This is a genomic window from Demequina subtropica (genome assembly GCF_000971235.1).
Classification (GTDB): domain Bacteria; phylum Actinomycetota; class Actinomycetes; order Actinomycetales; family Demequinaceae; genus Demequina; species Demequina subtropica.
Window position 1 is genome coordinate 197,766 of the sequence record NZ_BBMB01000003.1, and the last position, 22,405, is coordinate 220,170.

At 74.4% G+C, this 22,405-nt stretch carries 21 protein-coding genes; 7 read left to right on the forward strand and 14 right to left on the reverse strand.

Translation table 11 applies throughout. The features are described 5' to 3' along the window. Window positions 1-26 precede the first annotated feature (26 nt). The 7 genes from AOM06_RS03345 to AOM06_RS03375 all read right to left on the reverse strand — a co-directional run bounded on the left by AOM06_RS03345 (window position 27) and on the right by AOM06_RS03375 (window position 7,022). Entirely contained in the window at window positions 27-938 is a 912-nt protein-coding gene (locus AOM06_RS03345) for a DMT family transporter (protein WP_082105265.1), read from the reverse strand. Window positions 939-994: 56 nt separating this feature from the next. Beyond that, on the reverse strand, window positions 995-1,648 hold the full coding sequence (gene hpf / locus AOM06_RS03350; RefSeq protein WP_062302746.1) for a ribosome hibernation-promoting factor, HPF/YfiA family: 654 nt from the start codon (window positions 1,646-1,648) through the stop codon (window positions 995-997). Window positions 1,649-1,797: 149 nt separating this feature from the next. Then, window positions 1,798-2,523: a ComF family protein gene (locus tag AOM06_RS03355; protein WP_062302750.1), complete on the reverse strand. Its 726-nt coding sequence runs from the start codon at window positions 2,521-2,523 to the stop codon at window positions 1,798-1,800. Between the two features lie 113 nt (window positions 2,524-2,636). Beyond that, on the reverse strand, window positions 2,637-4,361 hold the full coding sequence (locus AOM06_RS03360) for an LpqB family beta-propeller domain-containing protein (RefSeq protein ID WP_062302753.1): 1,725 nt from the start codon (window positions 4,359-4,361) through the stop codon (window positions 2,637-2,639). Then, window positions 4,358-5,995 carry an MtrAB system histidine kinase MtrB gene (mtrB, locus tag AOM06_RS03365; RefSeq protein WP_062302756.1) on the reverse strand — a complete coding sequence of 546 codons (1,638 nt, stop codon included), beginning with the start codon at window positions 5,993-5,995 and terminating at the stop codon, window positions 4,358-4,360. Before mtrB ends, AOM06_RS03360 begins: the two co-directional genes overlap by 4 nt. Further along, window positions 5,992-6,675 (reverse strand): MtrAB system response regulator MtrA, encoded by a 684-nt coding sequence (gene mtrA / locus AOM06_RS03370; RefSeq protein WP_062302758.1) that lies wholly within the window; start codon window positions 6,673-6,675, stop codon window positions 5,992-5,994. Before mtrA ends, mtrB begins: the two co-directional genes overlap by 4 nt. Before the next feature lie 134 nt (window positions 6,676-6,809). Next, entirely contained in the window at window positions 6,810-7,022 is a 213-nt protein-coding gene (locus AOM06_RS03375; RefSeq protein WP_062302759.1) for a hypothetical protein, read from the reverse strand. Here AOM06_RS03375 and AOM06_RS03380 point away from each other — a divergent pair. From AOM06_RS03380 to AOM06_RS03400, 5 genes are read left to right on the forward strand one after another with little or no spacing between them, the layout of a single operon-like run. Beyond that, the gene (locus tag AOM06_RS03380; protein ID WP_062302760.1) at window positions 7,021-7,935 is read left to right on the forward strand and encodes a DUF8558 domain-containing protein; all 915 of its coding nucleotides are present in this window, start codon (window positions 7,021-7,023) and stop codon (window positions 7,933-7,935) included. The two genes, AOM06_RS03375 and AOM06_RS03380, sit on opposite strands and share 2 nt — an antisense overlap. Next, window positions 7,932-8,573: a DUF4129 domain-containing protein gene (locus AOM06_RS03385; protein ID WP_062302761.1), complete on the forward strand. Its 642-nt coding sequence runs from the start codon at window positions 7,932-7,934 to the stop codon at window positions 8,571-8,573. Before AOM06_RS03380 ends, AOM06_RS03385 begins: the two co-directional genes overlap by 4 nt. Then, a complete protein-coding gene (locus AOM06_RS03390; protein ID WP_062302762.1) occupies window positions 8,570-9,775 on the forward strand; it encodes a DUF4350 domain-containing protein in 1,206 nt (401 codons plus the stop codon). The genes AOM06_RS03385 and AOM06_RS03390 overlap by 4 nt, the downstream gene beginning before the upstream one ends. A 23-nt stretch (window positions 9,776-9,798) precedes the next feature. Further along, window positions 9,799-10,848, forward strand: coding sequence for an AAA family ATPase (locus AOM06_RS03395; RefSeq protein WP_062302916.1), 1,050 nt, complete (start codon window positions 9,799-9,801; stop codon window positions 10,846-10,848). 1 nt (window position 10,849) lies between these two features. Further along, the gene (locus tag AOM06_RS03400; protein ID WP_062302764.1) at window positions 10,850-12,139 is read left to right on the forward strand and encodes a DUF58 domain-containing protein; all 1,290 of its coding nucleotides are present in this window, start codon (window positions 10,850-10,852) and stop codon (window positions 12,137-12,139) included. Between the two features lie 127 nt (window positions 12,140-12,266). Here AOM06_RS03400 and AOM06_RS03405 read toward each other — a convergent pair whose 3' ends face one another. Then, window positions 12,267-13,262, reverse strand: coding sequence for a stage II sporulation protein M (locus AOM06_RS03405; RefSeq protein ID WP_062302768.1), 996 nt, complete (start codon window positions 13,260-13,262; stop codon window positions 12,267-12,269). Window positions 13,263-13,303: 41 nt separating this feature from the next. Between AOM06_RS03405 and AOM06_RS03410 the strand changes: the two genes are divergently transcribed. Next, the gene (locus AOM06_RS03410; protein ID WP_062302772.1) at window positions 13,304-14,125 is read left to right on the forward strand and encodes an RDD family protein; all 822 of its coding nucleotides are present in this window, start codon (window positions 13,304-13,306) and stop codon (window positions 14,123-14,125) included. A gap of 56 nt (window positions 14,126-14,181) precedes the next feature. On the opposite strand, the gene AOM06_RS03415 is transcribed toward AOM06_RS03410, so the two are convergent. The 4 genes from AOM06_RS03415 to AOM06_RS03430 are packed head-to-tail and all read right to left on the reverse strand — an operon-like array spanning window position 14,182 to window position 17,434. Continuing rightward, window positions 14,182-14,622, reverse strand: a complete 441-nt coding sequence (locus AOM06_RS03415) for a hypothetical protein (RefSeq protein ID WP_062302775.1) — start codon at window positions 14,620-14,622, stop codon at window positions 14,182-14,184. 15 nt (window positions 14,623-14,637) lie between these two features. After that, on the reverse strand, window positions 14,638-15,582 hold the full coding sequence (locus AOM06_RS03420) for a cation diffusion facilitator family transporter (RefSeq protein WP_062302779.1): 945 nt from the start codon (window positions 15,580-15,582) through the stop codon (window positions 14,638-14,640). Then, window positions 15,583-17,016 carry a phosphomannomutase/phosphoglucomutase gene (locus tag AOM06_RS03425; protein WP_062302781.1) on the reverse strand — a complete coding sequence of 478 codons (1,434 nt, stop codon included), beginning with the start codon at window positions 17,014-17,016 and terminating at the stop codon, window positions 15,583-15,585. 58 nt (window positions 17,017-17,074) lie between these two features. Next, a complete protein-coding gene (locus AOM06_RS03430; protein WP_062302784.1) occupies window positions 17,075-17,434 on the reverse strand; it encodes a DUF3499 domain-containing protein in 360 nt (119 codons plus the stop codon). Window positions 17,435-17,545: 111 nt separating this feature from the next. Between AOM06_RS03430 and AOM06_RS03435 the strand changes: the two genes are divergently transcribed. Further along, window positions 17,546-17,944, forward strand: coding sequence for a metallopeptidase family protein (locus AOM06_RS03435; protein ID WP_062302787.1), 399 nt, complete (start codon window positions 17,546-17,548; stop codon window positions 17,942-17,944). Window positions 17,945-17,958: 14 nt separating this feature from the next. On the opposite strand, the gene AOM06_RS03440 is transcribed toward AOM06_RS03435, so the two are convergent. Both AOM06_RS03440 and AOM06_RS03445 read right to left on the reverse strand, forming a co-directional pair. Continuing rightward, window positions 17,959-19,278, reverse strand: a complete 1,320-nt coding sequence (locus tag AOM06_RS03440; RefSeq protein WP_062302791.1) for a DUF5719 family protein — start codon at window positions 19,276-19,278, stop codon at window positions 17,959-17,961. Then, window positions 19,275-22,403: a glycosyltransferase gene (locus tag AOM06_RS03445; RefSeq protein WP_082105266.1), complete on the reverse strand. Its 3,129-nt coding sequence runs from the start codon at window positions 22,401-22,403 to the stop codon at window positions 19,275-19,277. Before AOM06_RS03445 ends, AOM06_RS03440 begins: the two co-directional genes overlap by 4 nt. Between the last annotated feature and the right edge of the window lie 2 nt (window positions 22,404-22,405).

The window sequence follows — 22,405 nt, forward strand, 5'->3', positions numbered from 1 at the left end:
GGTAAGTCCCCGACCATCGTAGGCGGTCAGTGGATGCTCTCCGGCTCGTCTCGCTGAGGGCGCAACAGGACGATCGCGGCGGCGAGCGCCGCGCCACCGCCGATGCCGGCCCATCCGAGGCGCTCGCCGAAGACGAACGCGGCGAGGATCGCGGCGACGAGCGGCTCGAGCAGGGACACGATGGTCGCGACGAACGGCGGCACCGTGCGGAGCCCGCCGAGGTAGAGGACGTACGCGAGCGCGGTCACCACCACGCCCATGCCGAGCGTGAGCGCCCAGCCGTAGGCGTCCGAGGGCGCGCCGACGCCGCCGAGCGTGGCAGGTCCGGCGATGCCCGCGAGCGCGGCCGCGGGCACGAGCAGCAGGCCTCCCCACGTGAACGCGACGGCGGTGTGCTCCACCGGGCCGAGCCCGTCGACCGGCGTGCGGTTGACCACGCTGATCGCGGCGAACGATGCGCCGGCCCCCAGCGCGAGCAGCGGCCCGAGCGGCCCGCCCCCGCCGGCGTCGAGGGAGCCGCCGAGCAGCAGCGCGAGCCCTCCGAGGGCGAGCACCAGCGCGCCGAGCGTGGCGGCCGAGGGCCGCTGACGTCCGTGCGCCCAGTCCCACAGCGCGACGCACACCGGCGCCGAGCCGATGCCGATGAGCGTCGCGAGCCCGACCGACGAGTACGGGATCGCGCTGAAGAAGCACGCCTCGAACAGCGCGGTGAGCGCGCCCGTGAGCAGCGCCCGGCGCCACGCGGGTCCCGGCAGCGGGCGCAGCGCGCGCCGGACCGCGAGGTAGAGCAGCAGGGCGGCGCCCGCGACGAGCATGCGCCACATCGCGATCGACATCGAGCCCAGGTCGGAGTGCCGCGACAGCATCGTGCCGAGCACCCCGCCGAACCCCCACAGCGTGGCCGCGGTGACCACGGACGCGAAATGGCGGGGCTGCACTCCGGGAATCTACCTCGGTGGAGATATACCCGGGCGCAGCCCCGCCGTGCGACAGGTCAGGCGGTCTCGCGCGCCTGCGTCTCGCTCTCGCTCTGCTCGAGGTGGATCACGCCGTACGTCCAGCCGCGGCGGCGGTAGACGGCGGACGCGAGCCCGGAGTCGAGGTCGTGGAAGAGGAAGAAGTCGTGTCCCACGAGCTCCATCTGGTCGACGGCATCGGCGATGCTCATCGGCGCGGCGGCGTGGGTCTTGGATCGGATGATGATCGGGGTGCCGTCGATCGGGATCTCGCGGTGCGAGCCCTCCGGCGCTCCCTCCCAGGCCTCGGCGCTGGTCGCGCGGTCCCCGTCGACCGCCGGCAGCTCGTCGATCGGCGCGGGCACCGTGTGGAGCCCGGCCTTGCCCTGGTGACGGTGCGCCTTGCGCTCATGGAGCTTGCGCAGCTGCTCCGTGAGCTTCTGCATCGCGCCGTCGAGGGCGACGTAGCGGTCCTCCGCCGTCGCCTCGGCACGCACCACGCCGCGGCCGCGCACCGTGATCTCGACGCGCTCGCGGTCGTTGGCCTGCTTGGGATTCCTCTCATGGACCACATGTACGTCAGCCCGCGTCGCGCGCGGGGCGAGGGACTCGACCTTCTCCATCTTCTCGAAGATCTTCTGCCGCATGTCCTCGGAGACCTTGGTGTGGCGTCCCACGATGGCGATGTCCATGACGAAAACTCCTTCACTGTCGCTGAAGCCCGCGCACGGGCTCGGGGCAAGGGGTCGGCGCCTGTCGCGCCCGGGGCATCACCTCCTCGCCATGAAGGTGTCCGACGTTCTTCGTCGTCCTGGACCTCCCACCATAGACCCCCGCGCGGTCATGCGCGACGGACTACGGGTCCTTGCCCCGGACCCTCGGCGGATGCGAGCACGAGCGCCCCGATCGGGACGAGCGGCGAGCCCTCCAGCGCCTGCATCGCGCGCGCGAGCGTCGCGCCGGTGGTGAGCACATCGTCGACGAGCAGCGCCGCCACGGGGCGTGGGTCGCGCCATGCCGCGCGCGTGGCGCGAGGGGGACCCGCCCGCCACCGCCCCCGGTCGCCAGCGCCCCGCGAGGAGCCCCGCGCGGGCACCAGCGCGGGACGCACGCCCGCCGTCAGCCCGCCACGCGCGAGCCCTGCAGCCGCCGCGCGCGCCAGGACCGTCGGCACGTCGACCCCGCGTCGGCGCGTGTGCGCCGCGCGCGCGGGGCACGGCACCACCGCCACCGCGGGGATCGCGGCCCCGAGCGCGGGCGCGAGCGCATGCGCGGCCCGCTCCATCGCCGGCGCCAGCAGGGCCACGAGGTCGCGCCGGCCGCTGTCCTTCCACGCCGCGATGGCCCCGTGGGCGGCGCCGTCGAGGGGCGCGATCGACCACACCGCGAGCGGCGGCTCCACCGCGGACAGCCGCGGCGCCCCCGACTCGCACCGCAGCGGAGGCTCCCACCAGGGCGCCTCGCACGCTTCGCACCACCGCACGTCGGGCGCGCGGCAGCCCGGGCACTCCACGGGCACCACCAGCCGCGCGAGCAGCGCTCCCGGGCCGCGAGGGCGATCGTTCATGGGAGCACCCTGGGCCGCGATGCGGGCGCGCGCTCACCCGCGCGCGCCGCGCATGGACGAGGCGAGGGCCACCGCGGCCCGGGGACATCGCCCCGCGGGGCGCGGGCGTCGGCTCAGCCCGCGTACGCGAGGTCGTCGATCCCGCTGGCGATGGTCGACCAGGCGGTGCCGGCGCGCTCCCGCACCGTCCCGTCCGCCGCGACGAGGGTGATCGAGCGGTCCCCATGCCGCGCCGAGATCGCGACCGCGTCCGCGACGGCCAGGTCCTCGGTGGTGCGGCCCCCGACGGACACGATCCACAGCGGCACCGAGTCGGAGCCCTCGGCCGCGCCGAGCAGCGCGATCGAGAGGTCGTCCACCCAGATGGCATCCGTGACCGTGCCGATGTTGGCGCCCACCTGCATCGGCTCGCCGACGCTGAGCGGCTCGCCCGCGTCGGAGCGCACCACCTCGGCGACCTCGACCACGGTCTGCGCGCCCGATCGCGACACGACCACCAGGCGCGCGCCGTCGCGCGACGGCACCACCTGCTCGACGGTGCGCCCCGCGAGCCAGCGCGCATCGAGATCCGTCTCGACGCCGTCGGCGGAGACGGCGATGACGGACTCCGGCTCGTTCGTCTCCGCGGTCCACACGAAGCCGTAGCGGTCGAAGCCGGGCGGCACCAGCGAGGCTCCCTCGACGAGAGTCGTGACCTCCATGGTGCCCTGGGGCTCGCCCGCATCGGCCGGGGCGACGAGCGAGTCGATGCCGCCGGCGAGCGCGTCCGAGCCGACGATGCTGCTCGAGCCGACCCGGAAGGCCGTGCGCGTGCCGTCGTACGACGTCGCGAGGTTGTTCGCCCCCTCGGGCAGCGCGCCCACCGCGTCGGGCACCACGCGCACCTCCTCGCCGTCCCACAGCCCGAGCCGGCCGTCGATGAAGAGCGCCGCGACGCTCGCGGGGACGGGCTCGCGCGAGAGCGTGTCCTGAGGGTCCGTCGTCAGCGGGACCCCGCCGACCGTGACGTCGACCTCGCGGACGCCGGGCAGCGCCGTGAGGGTGAGGCGCAGCTGCTGCTCCGCGAGCGCGCGCTGCTCGGCCGTCCCCGCCGACTGCGCCGCGAGCTGCACCTTGGCCACGCCGTCCGTCACCACCACGGAGTCCACCGCGAGCGCCGAGCCCGCCGGGAAGCCGGTGGTCACCGCGTTCGCGAGCCACGGCGACGGCCCGGCGACGAGCTCGCTCGCGGCCCAGGTCGCGATGTTCGCCTGCGGCAGCCAGCGCTGCTCGGGCACCACGGTGGTGCCGTCGATCGAGGCGAACACGAGCGTGACGGGCAGGAACACCTGGTTGAAGGTCGCCTCCGCCACCAGCGAGCCGTTGTCGAGGCCGCCGATGCGCCACTGGTTCGCGACCGACCGCTCGACCTGGAACTCGAGCTGCGCCTGGGTGCCCGCCTGGGCCTCGACCATGCGCCCCGCATCGTCCAGCCGCGCCGCGACCGGGACCGAGTAGGTCACCATGCCCGTGGCCTCGTCGTAGTCCTGGGTGAGCGCGCCCGAGTCGAAGACCGTGACCTGCGCGAGAGGGTCCCAGTCGGCGCGCGCCGGCACCGTGAGGTACTCGCGCGCCACCGTGAAGTCGGAGGCGAAGCCCGCCGCGGTCGCCTCGATGAAGCCCGAGACGATCGCGTTGACGCTGTCGTCCATCTGAGGGCCCTCCGCGAACGGCACGAGCGGCTCCGCACCCTCGACCTCGCCCGAGCCCTCGTTGACCGCTCCCGTGGTGGGGATCACGGCGCACGCACCGAGCGCGAGAGCCGCGGCCGCGCATACCGCGGCGAACCTCAGCCTCATGGCGCGACCTCCTTGCGATCCGACTCGAGCGGCACGCGCTGCGCGACCGCGCTGTAGTCCAGCTCCGCGATGACGAGGGGCAGCGGGGGGTGCTGGCCGAGCCCCTGCGCCGTGCGCGGCAGCTGGAGACGGAAGCTCGCGCCCTTGCCCGGCAGGCCCCACGCCTCGAGGCGGCCGCCGTGCAGCTGCGCGTCCTCCCGCGCGATCGACAGCCCCAGCCCGGTGCCGCCCATGGTGCGGGCGCGCGCGGCGTCCGCCCGCCAGAAGCGGTCGAACACGCGCTGCGCCTGCTGCGGGGTGAGGCCGATGCCGTAGTCGCGGACCACCACGGCGACCGAGCGCTTCGAGGACGCGACCACGATGTCGACGGGCCTGCGCTGCGCGTGCTCGATCGCGTTCGACAGCAGGTTGCGGACGATGCGCGCGACGCGCGGGCGGTCGATCGAGGCGACGTGGCTGCCCTTCGCGACCCACAGCTGGAGCTCGACGCCCAGGCTGCGCGCCGCCGGGACCATCGCCTCCACCTGGTCGCGCACCACATCGGCGACCGACATCTCGTCGAACTCGAGCTGCGCGGCGCCCGCGTCGATGCGCGAGATCTCGAGCAGGTCGGACAGCAGCGACTCGAAGCGGTCGATCTGCGTGTCGAGCAGCTCTGCCGAGCGCGCGACCTCGGGCGGGAAGCCCGCGCGGGCATCGTGCAGCACGTCGGCCGCCATGCGGATCGTGGTGAGCGGCGTCCGCAGCTCGTGCGAGACGTCGGACACGAACCGTCGCTGGAGACGGGACAGCTCCTCCATGCGCGTGATCTGGCGCTGGAGCGACTCCGCCATCTCGTTGAAGGTGCGCGCGAGCGTCGCCATCTCGTCCTGCCCGCGCACGGTCATGCGCTCGGAGAGGATGCCCTCGGCGAGCCTCGACGCGACGCGCGCGGCCTGGCGCACCGGTCGCACGGTCTGGCGCGACACCTGGACCGTGAGCACCGCGAGGAGCGCGAGGAGCGCGATGCCGCCGACCGCGAGCACGCGCTGGATCAGCCCCAGCGTCGAGGCCTCGTCCGCGAGGGAGTAGACGAAGTAGAGCTCGTACTCGCCCGCAACCCTGATGGTGAAGGGCACGCCGACCACCACGCCCGGGTCGCCGGTGTCGGGAAGCGCGATGTGCTGCCACGACTGCGCCTGCCCGGACTGCACCGCCTCACGCATCTCCGGGCTGATGACGTCGACGAGGCTCGCGTCGGTCACGGGGGTGGAGAGCAGCACACCGGACGAGTTCGACGGGTCGCGGAGCAGCACCAGGCCGCGCGAGCTGCCGCCGAGCGCGCCCAGCCCGTCGACCAGGTCGATCGCGAGCTGCTGCAGGTCGCCCGGGGTCTCCGCGGTGGACGTGTCGACCTGCTCCTGCGCCGAGGCGGCGTCGCGCGCGGACTCGTCGAGGATCCTGTCGACGCGCGTCTCGACCAGCCCGTCGCGGATCTGCGTGCTCACCATGGCGCCGATGACGATGACCGCGCCGAGCCCGACCACGGTGGTCGATGCGACCACGCGCAGCAGGAGCGAGCCGCGGAACCTGCGCCAGACCCGTCGGGGACCCTTCGCGAGGTTCGCCCACAGGGAGCGAGGGGTGAGCCTCACGACCCGACGCCACCGGCCTTGTAGCCGACGCCGCGCACGGTGACGATGATCTCCGGGTTCTCCGGGTCGCGCTCGACCTTGGCGCGCAGGCGCTGGATGTGCACGTTGACCAGGCGCGTGTCCGCCGCGTGCCGGTAGCCCCACACGTCCTCGAGCAGCACCTCGCGCGTGAAGACCTGACCCGGGCTGCGCGCGAGCGTGACGAGCACGTCGAACTCGAGAGGCGTGAGCGGGATGAGCTCGCCCCCGCGCGTGACGCGATGGCCCGTGACGTCGATCTCGAGGTCCGCGACGCGCACCACGGCGGGGGTCGCGTTGTCGTTGCGGCGCAGGCGTGCGCGCACCCGTGCGATGAGCTCGCGCGGCTTGAACGGCTTGGGGACGTAGTCGTCGGCGCCCGACTCGAGGCCCAGCACCACGTCGACCGTCTCCGACTTCGCGGTGAGCATGATGATCGGCACGCCGGACTCGGCGCGGATCTCGCGGCAGATGTCGATGCCGCTCGTGCCGGGCAGCATGAGGTCGAGCAGGATCACGTCGGGGTTGGTCGCACGGAACGCGGCCACCGCCTCGTCACCGTGATCGCAGAACACCGTCTCGAAGCCGTCGCCGCGCAGGACGATTCCAAGCATCTCGGACACCGCGGGGTCGTCGTCGACCACCAGGATCTTCGCCGTCATGCACCCATTATGCCGAGCGCTCCCCCGAGGCCCCTGCACCACGTGGCAGGATGGGCGGAACGCGAGGGAGGGAGCACCGTGGACGACCGGGACGACGAGGCCGCCTGGGCTGCTCCGAACCCCATCGCTCCTGGTCAGGAGCCGAGCGCCGCACCCGCTCCCCCGACGGCCGCACCGACGTCGTGGCCGGCGCCCACTGCGCAGCCGTGGCACGCTCCCGGCGCGCCCGCCGCGCCGGCTGCCGGCGCATCGTCCTGGCCCGCGCCCGCCTCGTCCCCCGCGATGCCGCCGCCGATGGCCGCACCGGGCCGCGTGCCCACCTCGGCCTCGTGGCAGCCGGGGTTCATGCCCCTGCGCCCGCTGGGCTTCGGGGACCTGCTCGGCCTGCCCTTCCGCGCGATGCGCTTCAACCGCGGCGTGGTCGTCGGCGGACCGCTGCTGTTCACGCTCGGCGCGACCGCGCTGCTCACGCTCGCCGCGTGGTTCGCGTTCGAGGACGCCTCGATGCTCTTCTTCGACGTCGGCGGGACGGGCGGGACCACGCTCGGCTCGGACACGGTCGCGCTGCTCATCGCCGCGGGCGTCATGATGCTGCTGGCCGATGTGCTCGCGAGCGCGATCGTCGCGCCGGCCGTCGCGCGCGGGATCCTCGGCGAGCGGATCACCCTGGGCGACGCCTGGAAGGCCGTGCGCCCGCGCATCGGCTCCCTGCTGCTGCTCTACCTGTACGCGTTCCTCGCCTCCGTGGTCGCGCTGCTGCTCGGCTTCCTGGTCGCCGCCCTCGTGGGATCGCTGGACTCGGTCGGCGCCGCGATCCTCGCCGTGATCATCGTGGTGCTCGTGTACATCGCCGTCGCGGTGACGGTCATGCTGATCGGCGGCGTCGCGCGTCCCGTGGTGGTGCTCGAGCAGCGCAGCGCGGGCAAGGCGATCGCGCGCGCCATGCGCCTGCTCAAGGGTCGGTACTGGTGGTCCGTGCTCGTGCTGCTCGTCGCGAGCGTGCTGATCTTCGTCGTGTCAATGGTCATCGGGCAGGTGGGCAACTTCGCGTCCCTGGCGCTCACCTTCGCCGCGCCCGACAGCGCGGTGGTGCTCGGCATCGCGTTCGTGCTCACGATGGTCGTGTCGCTCGTGGTCTCGTACGTGCTCACGTACTCCTACCTGGGCTCGCTCTTCGCGCTCCTGCTGGTCGACCTGCGCATCCGCCACGAGGGCTTCGACCTCACGCTCGCGGAGGCCGCGGAGGCGCGGCGCGCGTGAGCCTCGACGCCCCGCCGCTCGGTCCCGACGCGGAGACGGCCCGCCGCTGGGCGGCCGACGAGCTCGCGAAGGGCGAGTACCAGGAGGGCGGCTCCTCGTGGCTCGACTCGTTCATGCGCTGGCTGGGCGAGCTCATCGACGGCATCGGCAACGGGATCGGCGGTGCCACGGGCGCGACGGGCACGATCGTCGCGGCGGCGATCGCCCTCGCGGTGGTGGCGCTGGTGGTGTGGCTCGTGGTCGGGCCGATGCGGCGCTCGCGCGCACGCCGCACGGGCGAGGGCCTGTTCGACGACGCGCGCGACGCGGCACAGCTCGAGGAGGCTGCGCGCGAGGCCGCCCGTGCCCGCGACTGGGGTCCCGCGACGCTCGACCTGTACCGCGCCCTCATCGCGCACCTCGCGCAGCGCGACGTCGTGTCGCTCACGGCGGGCCTGACCGCCGCCGAGGCCGCGGCGGAGGCCTCGCGCGCGCTGCCCGCGCTCGCGCCCCGGCTCCAGCGCGACGCGGACGCCTTCGACGGCATCCGCTACGGGCATGTCGAGGCCTCCGAGGAGACGTACACGCACGTGAGCGAGACGCTCGCGGCCTGTCTGCACGCGCGTCCGCGGTTGACGGCGATGGAGCCGGCGCCGTGACGACCCCCGCCGACCTGGTGGTCGCGCCGGCGGGTCCCGGCCTCGCGGCGCGCGCCCGGCGCAGCCGGCTCGGCATCGTCGCCGTCGCCCTGCTCGCCGCCATCGTCGCGCTCATGCTGCTCGGCTCGCGCGGCGGGGACGTCGTCCCCCTGTCGACCGAGAACTCGCGGTCGACGGGCACGCGCGCCGTCGCGCAGATCCTGCGGGACCACGGCGTGGACGTGCGGCAGGTCGACCGTCTGGCGCAGGCCCGCATCGCGGATCCCGCGGCGACCACGGTGGTGATCGCCACGCCGTACCTGCTGGGCGCGCGCCAGCTCGAGTCGCTCGCGGAATACCCCGGCGACGTGGTGCTGCTGGGCGCCTCCGACGAGTCGCTCGCCGCGCTCGGGGTCCCCGCGACGGACGAGCTCATCGCGATCCCGCGGACCGTCGAGGCCGGCTGCTCCGACCCGGATGCGCTCGCCGCGGGAACCGTGCGCGTGGCGGACGAGGGCCTGGCCGCCACCGGCGACGGCGTCGAGCTGTGCTTCCTGCACGGCGGGACCGCGGGCTTCGGGCGCGCCGAGGTCGGCGGCCGCACCGTCACGGTCATCGCCTCCTCCACGCTCGTGACGAACGACCAGCTCGACGAGCTCGGCCACGCGGCTCTCGCGCTCCGTGCGCTCGGGCGCCAACCCGAGGTGCTCTGGTACGTGGCGGACGGCTTCGACTCGAGCCTGCTCACGTGGGGCGCCGACGGATCGCGGCCGACCGGCGAGACGCCCGGCGAGTTCGAGCCTGTCCCCGACTTCCTCCCGCCGGGCACCGGCACCGCCTTGTACGCCCTCGCGCTCACGGTGCTCGTGGCCGCCGTGTGGAAGGCGCGCCGCTTCGGCGCGCTCGTCGCGGAGCCGCTGCCCGTGGTGGTGCGCGCCTCCGAGGCGACGCGCGGCCGCGCCCGGCTGTACCGCAAGGCACGTGCCACGGGGCGTGCCGCGGCCTCGCTACGCGCCGCGGCCGCGATGCGCATGGGCCGCCGCATCGGCGTGCCCCGCTCGGAGGCGCGCGAGACCCTGGTCGCCGCGATCGCACGCGCGTCCGGGCGCCCCGCGCAGGACGTCGACCGGCTGCTCTACGGACCCCCGCCCGCGGACGACGCGGCGCTCCTCACCCTGATGTCCGAGCTCGACGCACTGGAAAGCGAGGTTCACCGACCGTGACCGACACCCCTCCCTCCGAGGCCATGCCCGACCCGAGCGCGGCGCCCCAGCCAGAGCTCGCGCCCGCGCCCGCGCCCGCGCCCGCGCCCGCGCCCGCATCGTCCGATGCCGAGGCCGACGCGGGCGCCGAGGCTCGCGGCGCCCTGGGCCTTCTGCGCACCGAGGTGGGCAAGGCCGTCGTGGGCCAGGACCAGATCGTCACCGGGCTGGTGATCGCGCTCCTGTGCCGCGGGCACGTGCTGCTCGAGGGCGTGCCCGGCGTCGCGAAGACCCTGCTGGTGCGCGCGCTCGCCGCGTCCCTCGAGGTCGACACCAAGCGCGTGCAGTTCACGCCCGACCTCATGCCGGGCGATGTCACGGGCTCGCTGGTCTACGACGCACGCACCGCGGCGTTCTCCTTCCGCGAGGGGCCGATCTTCACCAACCTCCTGCTCGCTGACGAGATCAACCGCACGCCCCCCAAGACGCAGTCCGCGCTGCTCGAGGCGATGGAGGAGCGTCAGGTCACCGTCGACGGCGAGGCACGGCCGCTTCCCGACCCCTTCCTGGTGATCGCGACCCAGAACCCGGTCGAGTACGAGGGCACCTACCCGCTGCCCGAGGCGCAGCTCGACCGCTTCATGCTCAAGCTCCCGGTCGCGCTCCCCGGCCGCGAGGACGAGGCCACGGTGCTGCGCCGTCACGCCGCGGGCTTCGACCCGCGCGACCTCGCGGCCGCCGGCGTGGGCGCGGTCGCGAGCATCGCCGACCTCGAGCGCGCGCGTGCGGAGGTCGCGAAGGTCGAGATCGCGGACGACGTGGTCGCGTACATCGTGGACGTGTGCCGGGCCACCCGCGAGGCTCCCTCGGTGTCGCTCGGCGTCTCCCCGCGCGGCGCGACCGCGCTCATGCAGACCGCGCGCGCGTGGGCCTGGATGCGCGGCCGCACGTACGTGTCCCCGGACGATGTGAAGGCGCTCGCCGGCTGGACGCTCGCGCATCGCATGCGCGTACGCGCGGAGGCGGAGCTCGAGGGCGTCACCGCCACCACCGTGCTGACGTCCGTGCTCGCGACGGTGCCGGTGCCTCGCTGACATGCACCTCACCGGCTGGACGGTCGCGCTCACCGCGCTCGGGGCGATCCCGGCGGCGGTGACGCAGTCGCGCGAGGTGGCGTTCTGGTGGGTGGCGGGCGTGCTCGCGCTCGCGCTGCTCGATACCTGGATGGCGCCGCCGACCTCGTCGGTGGGCGTGCGCCGCGACGTCCCTGGCTCGGTGCGGCTCACGCAGTCGACGCGGTCCTCGCTGCTCGTGGCGAACGTGGGGCGGCGGCGCGTGCGCGGCGCGGTCCGCGACGCGTGGCAGCCCTCCGCGGGCGCCGACGAGACGCGACACCGCTTCTCGCTCGCGCGCGGCGAGACGGTGACCTTCCGGACACAGCTCACCCCCACGCGTCGCGGCGACCGGCATGCGGGCGCCGTCACCATCCGCACCGACGGCCCGCTGCGCCTGGCCGGCCGTCAGCGCTCGCTCGACGCCCCTGCGCGCCTGCGGGTGCTGCCCGAGTTCGCCTCGCGACGCCACCTGCCGTCGCGCCTGAGGCGCCTGCGCGAGATCGACGGCCGCACCGCGGTGCAGCTCAAGGGCGCGGGCTCCGAGTTCGACTCGCTGCGCGACTACGTCATCGGGGACGATGTGCGAGCGATCGACTGGCGAGGCACCGCGCGCCGCGGCGAGGTGGTGGTGCGGACGTACCGTCCCGAGCGCGACCGCCGCGTGGTGGTGGTGCTCGACTGCGCGCGGCTGTCCGCCGCGCGCGTGGGCGACGCGCCGCGCCTCGACGCCTCGATCGAGGCCTCGCTGCTGCTCGCCGCGCTCGCATCGCGCGCCGGGGACCGCGTCCAGGCCACGGCGTTCGACCGCTCCGAGCAGGCGCGCGCCGCATCGTCCGGGCCCGCCTTCATGACCGAACTGGCGGACGCCCTCGCGCCCGTCGAGGCCTCGCTGCTCGAGCCCGACTGGCCCGCGATGGTGCGCCTGGTCGGGTCACGCGTGTCCCAGCGCTCGCTGGTGGTGCTGCTGACGACGGTCGAGACCTCGGCGCTCGACTCCGGGCTGATCGAGGCGGTCGGCGCGCTCCAGCGCCACCATCAGGTGCTCGTGGGCTCGGTCGAGGACCCCGAGCTGGGCTCGATGCTCGCCGCGCGGGGCGACACCGATGCGGCGTACGGTGCGGGCGCAGCGGCGCGGGCCCTGCTCGAGCGCGAGGCTGTCGCGACGCGCCTGCGCCAGCTCGGGGCCGAGGTGGTGCTCGCGCTGCCCGACGATCTGGCTCCCGCGGTGTGCGACCGGTACCTGGCGCTCAAGGCGGCGGGCCGGCTCTAGCCTCGCCCTCCCGCCCGGACAGCGCCAACGGATCTCGCGGCGACACGCCGGGGAGAGCGGCGCGATGCCGCCCGACACACCGACAGATCGGGACCAGCTCCGTTGTCACTGTCAGGCAGGGAGGCGGTCAGCCGGCGAGCGCGACCTGGTCGGTCGCGAAGTCGCCCTCGGAGTCGCCACGCGAGCCCGCGAGCGTCGCCGCCCGGCCCGCGACGAAGATGTAGAGCCAGAACGCCACGAACGCGATGACGCCGATGGTCACCTTGAGCCACCACGGCATCGCGGAGCCCGTGACGTAGCCCTCGATCAGGCCCGACGCGAACAGCGCGATCACCAGGCCGAGCGTCACGGCGATCGCCGCGCGGCCCTCCTCCGCGAGCGCGCGGACCCTCGGGCGCGGGCCCGGCACGAGCATCGTCCAGCACAGGCGGAGCCCCGTGCCCGCCGCGACGAACACCGCGGACAGCTCGAGCAGCCCGTGCGGCGCGATGAGCTGGAAGAAGACTTCGAGCGCACCTGCCTCGGCCATCACCGCGCCCGCGACGCCCAGCTGGAGCACCGTGTTGTACAGCAGGTACAGGGGGAACACGCCGGTGATGCCGAACGCGATGCACTGGGCCGCGAGCCAGGCGTTGTTGGTCCAGACCAAGGCCGAGAAGGACGTCGAGTCGTACTCGGTGTAGTAGCTCGCGAACTGCTCCTCGGCAAGCGCCGCGCGCGCCTCGGGCGTCCCCACCAGGTCGAGCGCCTCGGGGTGGGTCAGCGTCCACCAGCCCGACAGGAACGCGAGGCCCACCACCGCGAGCGTCACGCCGACGCTCCACCACCGCACGCGGTACAGCGCCGCCGGCAGGGTGACGGTGAGGTACCGGACCGCGTCCCCCGTCGACATCGTGTGCGCGCCCGTGAGCCACACGCGCGCGCTCGCGAGCAGCACCGACAGCCGCGAGACCACGGAGGGCTCGGGCGCGGCCGAGCGCACCGCCGCGAGGTCGCCGGCCGTCGCCTGGTACAGGCGCGTGAGCTCGTCCGCCTCGGCGCCCGTGAGCCGCCGCGCGCCGCTCAGCTGCTTGAGCCTCGCCCAGCGCGCCTCGCGCACGGCGCCGAAGGAGTCGATGTCCACGCGGCTACGATGCCACACGAGGCCTGGGCCAGGGAGGACGCATGACGGACGAGGACACGATCCTCATCGGCGAGGGCGTGGTGCTCGACTCGGGCGCCGCGTCGGTCCCGCTGCGCATGCTGTCCGGCCTCATCGACCTGACCGTCTCCGTGCTGGTCCTGGTGGCCGCCTACGCGATGCTCGAGAACGTGCTGGCCGGGGTGAACGACGCATGGGCGCGCGCGCTCTCCATCCTGGTGATGGTCGCGGTGCTCGTGATCGCGCCGATCCTGGTCGAGACCCTCACGCGCGGCCGCTCGCTCGGGCGCTGGGCGGTGGGCCTGCGCATCGTGCGCGACGACGGCGGCCCCGTGAGCGTCCGCCATGCCGCCGCGCGCGCCCTGGTCGGGGTGTTCGAGGTCTACATGACGCTCGGGATGCTCGCGGTGACCGTGTCCGCGCTCGGCTCGCGCGGCAAGCGCATCGGCGACTACCTCGCGGGCACGTACGCGATGCGCACCCGCGGGGCGCGACGGGCCCTCCCGCCGCTCACGATGCCGCCCGCGCTCGCCGCGTGGGCCCTCACCGCGGACATCACGCGCCTTCCCGACGGCCTCGCGCTCACCGCGCGCATGTTCCTGGGCCGCGCGGGGACGATGCACGCCCCGTCGCGCGCACGCATCGGCACCCAGCTGTCGACGCGCTTCGCGACGCACGTCGCCCCCCTGCCGCCCGCGGGCACGCACCCCGAGGACTTCCTCGCGGCGGTGCTGGTGGCGCGCCGCGACCGCGAGCACGCCGTCGAGGCCGCCCGCATGTCGCGCGCCGCGAGAGATGCGGCGAGGCTCACGGCGTTGCCCTACGGGATCCCCGACGTCGACTGAGCTCGAGGACCGAGCGTCCCGGACGGGTCGGGCGCGGTGCCTCCGTACCGGCCCTCCTAGGCTCGGGACGCCCACTTCCGCAGCTCCTTGGCCGCCTTGCTCTCGAGGGCGACGACGACGACGGGACCCTGCGCGGGCACGATCGTCAGCTCCACCATCCCCGCGTGGTCCGCGCTCGACGCGGCCTCCAGCGCCCCCCCGGCCACGTCGGCGCGCTCGAGCCTCACGAGGTTCTCCCCTGCCTCGGTCCCGACCACGAACCGCCCGTCGCTCGTGACCGCCGCCCACGCCTGGGTCCCCGAGCACGATGCGCGCCAGGTCTGCGTGGGGACCTCGCCCGGGGCAAGGGCGAAGGCACGCATGGCCCACGGCCGCATCACGGTCGGCTCGGGCGTGCGGCTCGCGCGGAGCTGGGCGAACAGGGCGCCCAGCAGGGGCCGCCGGAACAGGATCGCCGTGAGGACGAGCGTCGCCCCCAGCAGCTCGAGCGTGTGCATGACGGCCCCCTCGGCTCAGCGCGAGGGAGCCTCGCCCTCGCCGGTGACAGCATCGTGCCGGATATCAGGCTCGATGAAGATGAGGCGCACCGCGGGGACGGCCTCGCGGATGAGCGACTCGGCCGTGTTGGTGCGTGCCGCGATGGTCTCGAGCGTCTCCTCGGCGCCGGCGCCGACCTTGACCGCGACGAGGATGTCCTCGGGCCCCAGGTGCGACGTGCGCAGGTGGATGACGTCGGGATAGCCGCCCTCGGCGAGCGCGGCGCGGATCCTCGCGAGGTCCTCCTCGGTCGCCGACTCGCCCAGCAGCATCTCGCGGGTCTCGCGCGCGAGCACGGTCGCGATGCACACGAGCAGCACGCCGATCATCGCGGTGCCGAACGCGTCCCACCGGCCGTCGTCGGTCACCAGCGTCATCGAGACGCCGAAGAAGGCGAACACCAGGCCGATGAGCGCGCCGAAGTCCTCGAGCAGGATCACCGGCAGCTCGGGCGAGCGCGAGCGCTTGATGAACTTGCCCCAGCCCACGTTGCCGCGGATCTTGTTGGACTCGACGATCGCGGTGCGGAAGGACATGCCCTCGAGCGCCATCGCGACCAGCAGCACCACCACCGGCACCCACTGCCACGACTCGATCGCCTCGGGGTGCTGCCACTTGTGCCACGCCTCGTACAGCGCGAACAGGCCGCCGAGCGTGAACAGCACGACCGCGACGATGAACGCGTAGAAGTAGCGGTACCGGGCGTACCCGAACGGGTGCTCGGGAGTGGCCTCCTGGCGCGCCTTGCGCGCCCCCAGGAGGAGCAGCAGCTGGTTGCCGGAGTCCGCCACCGAGTGGATGGCCTCCGCGAGCATGGACGATGCACCCGTGAGGCCCCACGCGGCGAACTTGGTGACGCCGATGCCCAGGTTGGCGCTGAGCGCCGCGACGACGGCCTTGGTGCCGCCCTCGGTGGACACTCAGGCCTCCCTGATGACGGCGAGGACCTCGTCGCGCTTGCGCTCCATGAGCGCGGCGCCGTCGGCCTCCGAGTTGAGGCGGAGCAGGGGCTCGGTGTTCGACGGGCGCACGTTGAACCACCAGCGCTCGCCCTCGCCCGGGGCGGGCCAGTGCTCGACCGTGAGGCCGTCGAAGTCGTCCGAGTAGACGTCCTCGGTGACGAACGCCGCCTTGACACGCGCGAGGGCGTCGGGCACCGAGTCGACCGTGGAGTTGATCTCGCCCGACGCGACGTAGGGCTCGTGCTGCGCGATCATCGCGGACAGCGGGCCGTCCTGCGAGCCCAGCGCCGCGAGCACGTGCATCGCCGCGATCATCCCGGAGTCCGCGTAGAAGAAGTCGCGGAAGTAGAAGTGGCCCGAGTGCTCGCCGCCGAACACCGCGTTGAGGCGCGCCATCTCCGCCTTGATGAAGCTGTGTCCCACACGCGAGCGCACCGGGGTCGCACCCGCCGCGGCGAGCTGCTCGCGGACGGCACGGGAGGAGATGAGGTTGTGGATCACGGTCGGCTGCGCGTCGGGGTCCGCCGCGAGCTCGCGCGCGGTCTCGCGCAGGCCCACCAGGCACGTGATGGCGGAGGGGGTGACCACCTCGCCGCGCTCGTCGATGACGAAGCAGCGGTCGGCGTCGCCGTCGAAGGCGAGCCCGATGTCCGCACCGTGCTCCTTGACCGCCGCCTGGAGGTCCACGAGCGTCGACGAGTCGAGCGGGTTCGCCTCGTGGTTCGGGAACGTGCCGTCGAGCTCGAAGTAGAGCGGGATGATCTCGAGCGGCAGCTCGGGGAGCCCCTTGGCCGTGCCGAGCACCGCCGGCACCGTGTAGCCGGCCATCGCGTTCGCGGCGTCGACCACGACCTTGAGCGGGCGGATGCCGTCGAGCGGCACCAGGCCGCGAAGGAAGGCGCCGTACTCGCCCACCATGTCGCGCATCGTCTCCGTGCCGGGCGTCTCCGCGGCCGCGGGCGGCTCGACCAGGTACCGCGACGCGAGGGCGCGCACGTCCGCAAGACCCGAGTTCTCTCCCACGGCGCGGGCGCGGCTGCGGCACAGCTTCATGCCGTTGTAGGCGGCCGGGTTGTGGCTTGCGGTGATCATGACGCCCGGGATGTCGAGCGCGCCGGACGCGTGGTAGAGCCCGTCGGTCGAGCACAGGCCGATGCGCACGACGTCGACGCCCCGCGCGGTGAGGCCCGTGGCGACGGCGTACGCGAGCCCGGGCCCGCTGTCGCGCATGTCGTGACCGATCGCCACGGTGGTCTCGCCGTCGGGCAGCACGATCGCGTCGGCGAACGCGGCGCCGATCGCGGTGGCGATCTCGAGCGTGAGGGTCTCCCCCACGATGCCTCGGACGTCGTACGACTTGATGAGCTGGGACAGGTCAGGTGCGGTCGTCACGGGGTCAGGGTAGCGGGACGTCGCGAGCCCTGTCCTTAGCGAAGCCTTGTTTATCCCTTTATGCGTCGTTGGTGATGACGCGCAGGTGTCCGCGGCGCGGCTCGGAGGCCACGGGCGCGGGAGGCGTGAAGGCGGGGGCCGGCCGCGGCCGGCCCGCCTCGCGCACGGCGCGCGCGAGCGCCTCGAGGTCGTCGCTCGACGGCTCGGGCTCCACGAACTCGCTCTGGATGTGCACCACGTCCCAGCCGCGGGGCGCGGTGAAGCGGTCGGCGTGATGCGCGCACAGGTCGTAGCTGTGGGGCTCCGCGGCCGCGGAGAGCTGGCCGACCACCACGGTCGAGTCCGCGTAGACGTAGGTCAGGGTGGCCGCGGCGGGGCGGGCGCACGACGAACGCGAGCACTGACGGGTGGCGATCACGTCTTGGACGGTACCCCCGCGCCGCGCGCGTGCGCCGCTGCCACGCCGGGGCCGCCGCACGCGGGCGAGGCGGGACGATGCGGGGCACGGGGCGCGCGGTAGCCTCACCGTATGTCCCGGCGCGATCGTCACGGCCGCGGCCTGCGCAGGCCGCTCCTCCCCTTCGGCGCACCCGGGCATCGCACGCGGGCCGAGCGCTTCGACGAGCTCGTGGCCGATGCCGTGGACCGCCTCGAGCCCCGCTGGGGCGACCAGTGGGGACGCATCGAGTTCGGCACCGAGGACGTGCCGCCGTCGGACCCGACCCCGTGGGAGGACGGCGTGCCGCTGGGACGCCTGTTCCCCGCGGACCTGGGCCAGCCCACACGCGTGGTGATCTACCGGCGCCCGCTCGAGCAGCGCGCCGACCCGGGCGACCTCCCGGCGCTCGTGCGCGATGTGGTCACGGAGCACGTCGCGCACGTGGTGGGGCACCCGCCCGAGGACGTCGACCCCGACTACGGCACGTAGGTCGTTCGCCCCGATCAGGACTCGTCGCGCACGTACCCTCGCTGGCTCACGGCCACCTGCGTCGACTCGACGTCCGTGCGTCGCGGTACCAGGGTGCCGATGAATCCCGGCTCGTCGGTCGCGATCGCGATCCAGGCCGCGCCGGCCGGCCCTGTCACCACGGTGCCCGCGGGGAGGTCCACCTCGATGAGGCGGCTGGACCCCGCGGTCATCGACGCGGAGGCCACCACGGCGCCCGTCGCATCCGTGAAGGCGACCTCGCCGGAGGCGGAGGCGTGCACCGCGAGCGCGGTCACATGCTCCGCGATCATGACCGACCGCGCCGCGCCGTCATCTGCGGGCTGAGCCGGTGTCCACGCGAGGTCGGCCGCGAGCGCGTCGTCCGGACCGTCCACCACCTCACGCGGCACGGTCACGAGCGCACCCGCGACCACCGGCGCATCGGCCTCGATCTCGATGGCGCCCGACGCGACCGCAGGCACCTCGACCTCGGTGACCACGCCCGGCTCGAGCTCGAGCGCCGAGACGCCGCCCCACTCGGCGGCACCGTCCTCGCCCGCGAGCGTGAGCGCGACGTCCGCGCCCTCGGGCGCGAGGAGCCGCAGCGTGGCCGTCGCCTCGCCAGACACGCCCACGCCGGGCACCACGAGCGAGGTGCCGGGCTGCGCGCCCCGCGTCACCCAGTCGGTGCCGGCAGCCTGGAAGCCGTCGAGTCGCGAGTCCTGGAGGTGCGCGACGATCCCGGCACCGGTGGCGACCACGTGGACCGCGAGCGCCGGCACCTCCGCCGCGATCCCCTCGAGCAGCAGGTCCTGCTGCGCACCCGGGGCGATCGAGACGACCGCGTGCTCCTCGATCTCGCCGAGACCGCCGTAGAGCGTCACGGTGGCCTCGGTGGACGCGTCGGAGGGGTTGGTGAGCACCAGTCGCGCGCTCGCGCCGAGCGCGGTCGATCCGCCCACGAGCCACTGGTCGCGCACGGGCGCGACGCACGCCGCGGCGGCGATGCCCGCGACGTCACCCGTCCCGATGCGCTCGAGCGACGCCGCGACGTCGCCCTCGGAGAGGAAACCGACGCCCACGGGATCGGCGCCCTCGCCCTCGACGTCGTAGGTCCGCTCACCCGAGCCCGAGCCCAGGTCGGGGTCGCCGGAGTCGATGTCGCCCACGGGGATCTCCACCGGCCCGGGGCACGCGAGCGGCTGCACCGCGGGGATCACCTCCGCGACGGTCGTCGCGCGCTCGGCGGGCTCGTCCGCGACGATGCGGCCGGACACCACGACCGCCACGATCGCGGCACCCGCCGCGAGCAGCACCACCAGCCGCCGGATCATCGTCGCACCGCCTGGAACCGTCGGTCGTGCAGCGGGACCATGCCCACGAGCGCCCACGCGGTCGCGACCACCGAGGCCCACCACCACCAGCGGTAGTCCGTGTCCTCGTACCCGTAGGTCACCTCGCGCACCCCGGCGGGCACGGCGAACGCGGCGCGACCCTGCTCGTCCTCGACCGCATCGAGCGCGGCGCCGTCCGCGGTCGCGGTCCACGAGGGGTCGGCGGCCGCAGCGATCACGAGCGTGCCCGCGTCGCCCCTGCCGGCGTCGACCGCGCCGGACCAGGAGTCGGAGTCCGCGGTCACGATCCCGGTCGGGGCCTCGAGCCACGCCCGCGAGACCGGCTCGTCCGCGTCCGGGCGTGAGACGCGATACGAGGTCCCCACATCGCTCGCGCCGATGAGGCTGAGCTCCGGGATCTGGCTGAGCGAGCTCGCGATCATGGGCGACCCGGGCGCGGCCACGATCACGCCGATGCCCCAGTCGGCGAGCACGGGCGTCGCGTCCGCGCCCGCCCCGGCCAGCACCGCGACGGTGTCGGCGAGCACCGCGGGGGTCGTGGGCGACGTCCCAGGACGCGCGACGGGCGCGCCCGCGGCGTCGGTCTGCGCGCGGCCGGTCACCGTGGTGGTGCCGTCCGACTCGAGCACCGAGTAGTCGACGCCCGTCTCCGTGTCGGCGAGCAGGAGCACGCGCTGGCGCGTGCCGAGGTCCTGCTCGAGCGCCGCGACGAGCGGCAGCACCGCGGTCGACACCGCGTGGACGTCGCCACGCTCGGCACGTCCCGGCCAGGCCTCGACCACCACGCTCGCGACCAGGACGCCCGCCATCGCGACCACGGAGACGGACGCCGCGGTCCGCACCGCGGCGCGGCCGCGCCCCTCCACGGCGATCCACAGCCGGGACGATGCGGCGGCCGCGGCGCCGATGAGCCCCGCGGCGATGAGCGTCGAGCCCGGTCCCGCGAAGCCGTTCGCAGGGGCCTCGCCCGTGCCCGCATCGTGCACCACCACGGTCGCCTGCCCGGCGACGGCGGTCACGACCCCGAGCCCGGCGATCGCGAGACCGCTCGCGGCGGCCCACGGCGCGCGCCCGGACGCGACGGCGATGGCCGCGGCGAGCACCACGCCCAGCCCGACCGCGCCGACGACGACGGTGCCGGGGATGCCCGGCAGCCCGGGGGCCCCCTGCGAGTGGGCGGTGAGGCCCAGCACGAGACGCCAGGGCTCGACCGCCGTGCTGGCGAGCGCGGGTCCGTTCTCTCGCGCCAGGATCGCCCACGCGTCGCGCGTGAACGGCCCCGCGGACCACGCCGCGACGAGCGCCGGACCGGAGACGATGAGCGCCGGCACCGCGGCCGACCACACGCGCCACCGCGCACGGCCCGCGAAGGCGCCCGCGACGATCACCACGACCACGAGCGGCACGAGCAGCACGGGCGCGGCGACCACCACGACCGCGAGCGAGAACGCCGCTCCCATCGCCGCGCTGGGCGACGGGGTGCGCGTCGAGGGGAACTCCTCGCCGCCTCCGATCGCCTCTCCGCGATGCCAGCCGGCGGCGCGCGCGACACCCATCGCGAACCACGGCAGCATCACATGCGCGATGACCGCACCCACGCGGCCGTCGGCGACGGCCTGAAGATGAAGGGGCCAGAGCGCGTACGCGAGCGCGCCGAGCCCGCGGGCCCATACCGAGCGGGTCGCCGCGCCGAGCGCGAACCATGCGGAGACGGCCGCGAGCGCGACGCCGAGCGCGAGCAGGAGCCCCAGCCACACGCGAAGACCTCCCGGGAGGGCCGCAAGCGGCAGGAGCAGCGCGCTGAACGCTCCGTCGAGCGCGGGAAGCCCGAAGCCGTCCGCGCTCCACCCCGACCACGTGCGCTCCCACAGGGCGGCCACCGAGGTGTCCGTGACGCCGAGCGCCTCGCCCGCGAGCATGCGGCCCGAGGAGAGCGCGGTGAGCCACGTGCCATGGAGCGCCACCGAGGCGGCGACGGCGAGCATCGTGACGATCGCGAGGCCGGCGCGCCTGCGCACCGCGGCGCGCTCGAGCTCCTGGCGCACCATGTCCGACGGAGCGGACTGCGCGCGCCACCGGTCGTACGCGTGGAGCTCGCGCGAGCGGATGTGCGACACCACGGCCCTGGTGCCTACGAGGAACGGTGCGACGGCGGCGGCGGAGCGCGTCGAGCCGCGCCTGATGCGCAGCCGCATCGCGGGCACCTGTGGCACGCGCGCGAGCAGCCGCCACGGCACCGCGAGGTCGGCGCCGACCATGCGGGACTCGTTCTGAGCGATGCGCAGCACGGCGCGGGTCGCGGCGGACAGGAACGACCACAGCACCAGGAGCGGCATCACGAGCACGGGCGACCACGCGAGCGAGTGCACCCACTCGCCGGTGCGGCGGAGCCCGTAGGTCGAGTCCTCGCCGCGCGCGGATCCCGAGCGCACGCCCATGAGCCCGTCCTGCGCGTGGCGCACCTTCGCCGCGGGCACGATCACCACATCGTGACCGGCGCGCCACGCGCGGCGGCAGAAATGCAGGCTGTCGCCGTAGCCGCGGTAGGCCTGCTCCAGGCCGCCGAACGCCTCCCACACGTCGCGGCGGACGAGCGCGGCCGCGAGCGAGGCCGCAAGCACGTCGTCGCGCTCGTCGTACTGTCCCTGGTTGATGTCGTCCTGCTCGACCAGGTCGACCCTCCGGGCACCCACCCGCGTGGTGGTGACGCCCAGGTTCACGAGCCGCGAGGCATCGTCCCAGCGCACATGCGCGGGCGCGACCACCGCCGCGGCCGTGCGCTTCTTCGCCGTGGCCACCAGCTGGCCGAGCGCCTCGGGCAGGGCCGCCGTGTCGTCGTGCAGGAGCCACAGGTACTCGTGCGGGTGAGCGGGATGCGCCGCCAGCACGCGCGACACGCTTCGCGAGTACGTACGGCCCGCGTCGACCCAGTCGACGGCGAGGCCCTCGGGGACCTCGGGTCGCTCGACGCCCTCGCCGAGCACCACGTGGAGGATGTCGGGACGCAAGGACTGCGCCGCGACGGCGGCGAGGACCTCGGGCAGGTGCGTCGAACGACCGTCGGAGACGACGATCGCGCGCACCAGCAGGCGCGCAGGACTCATCG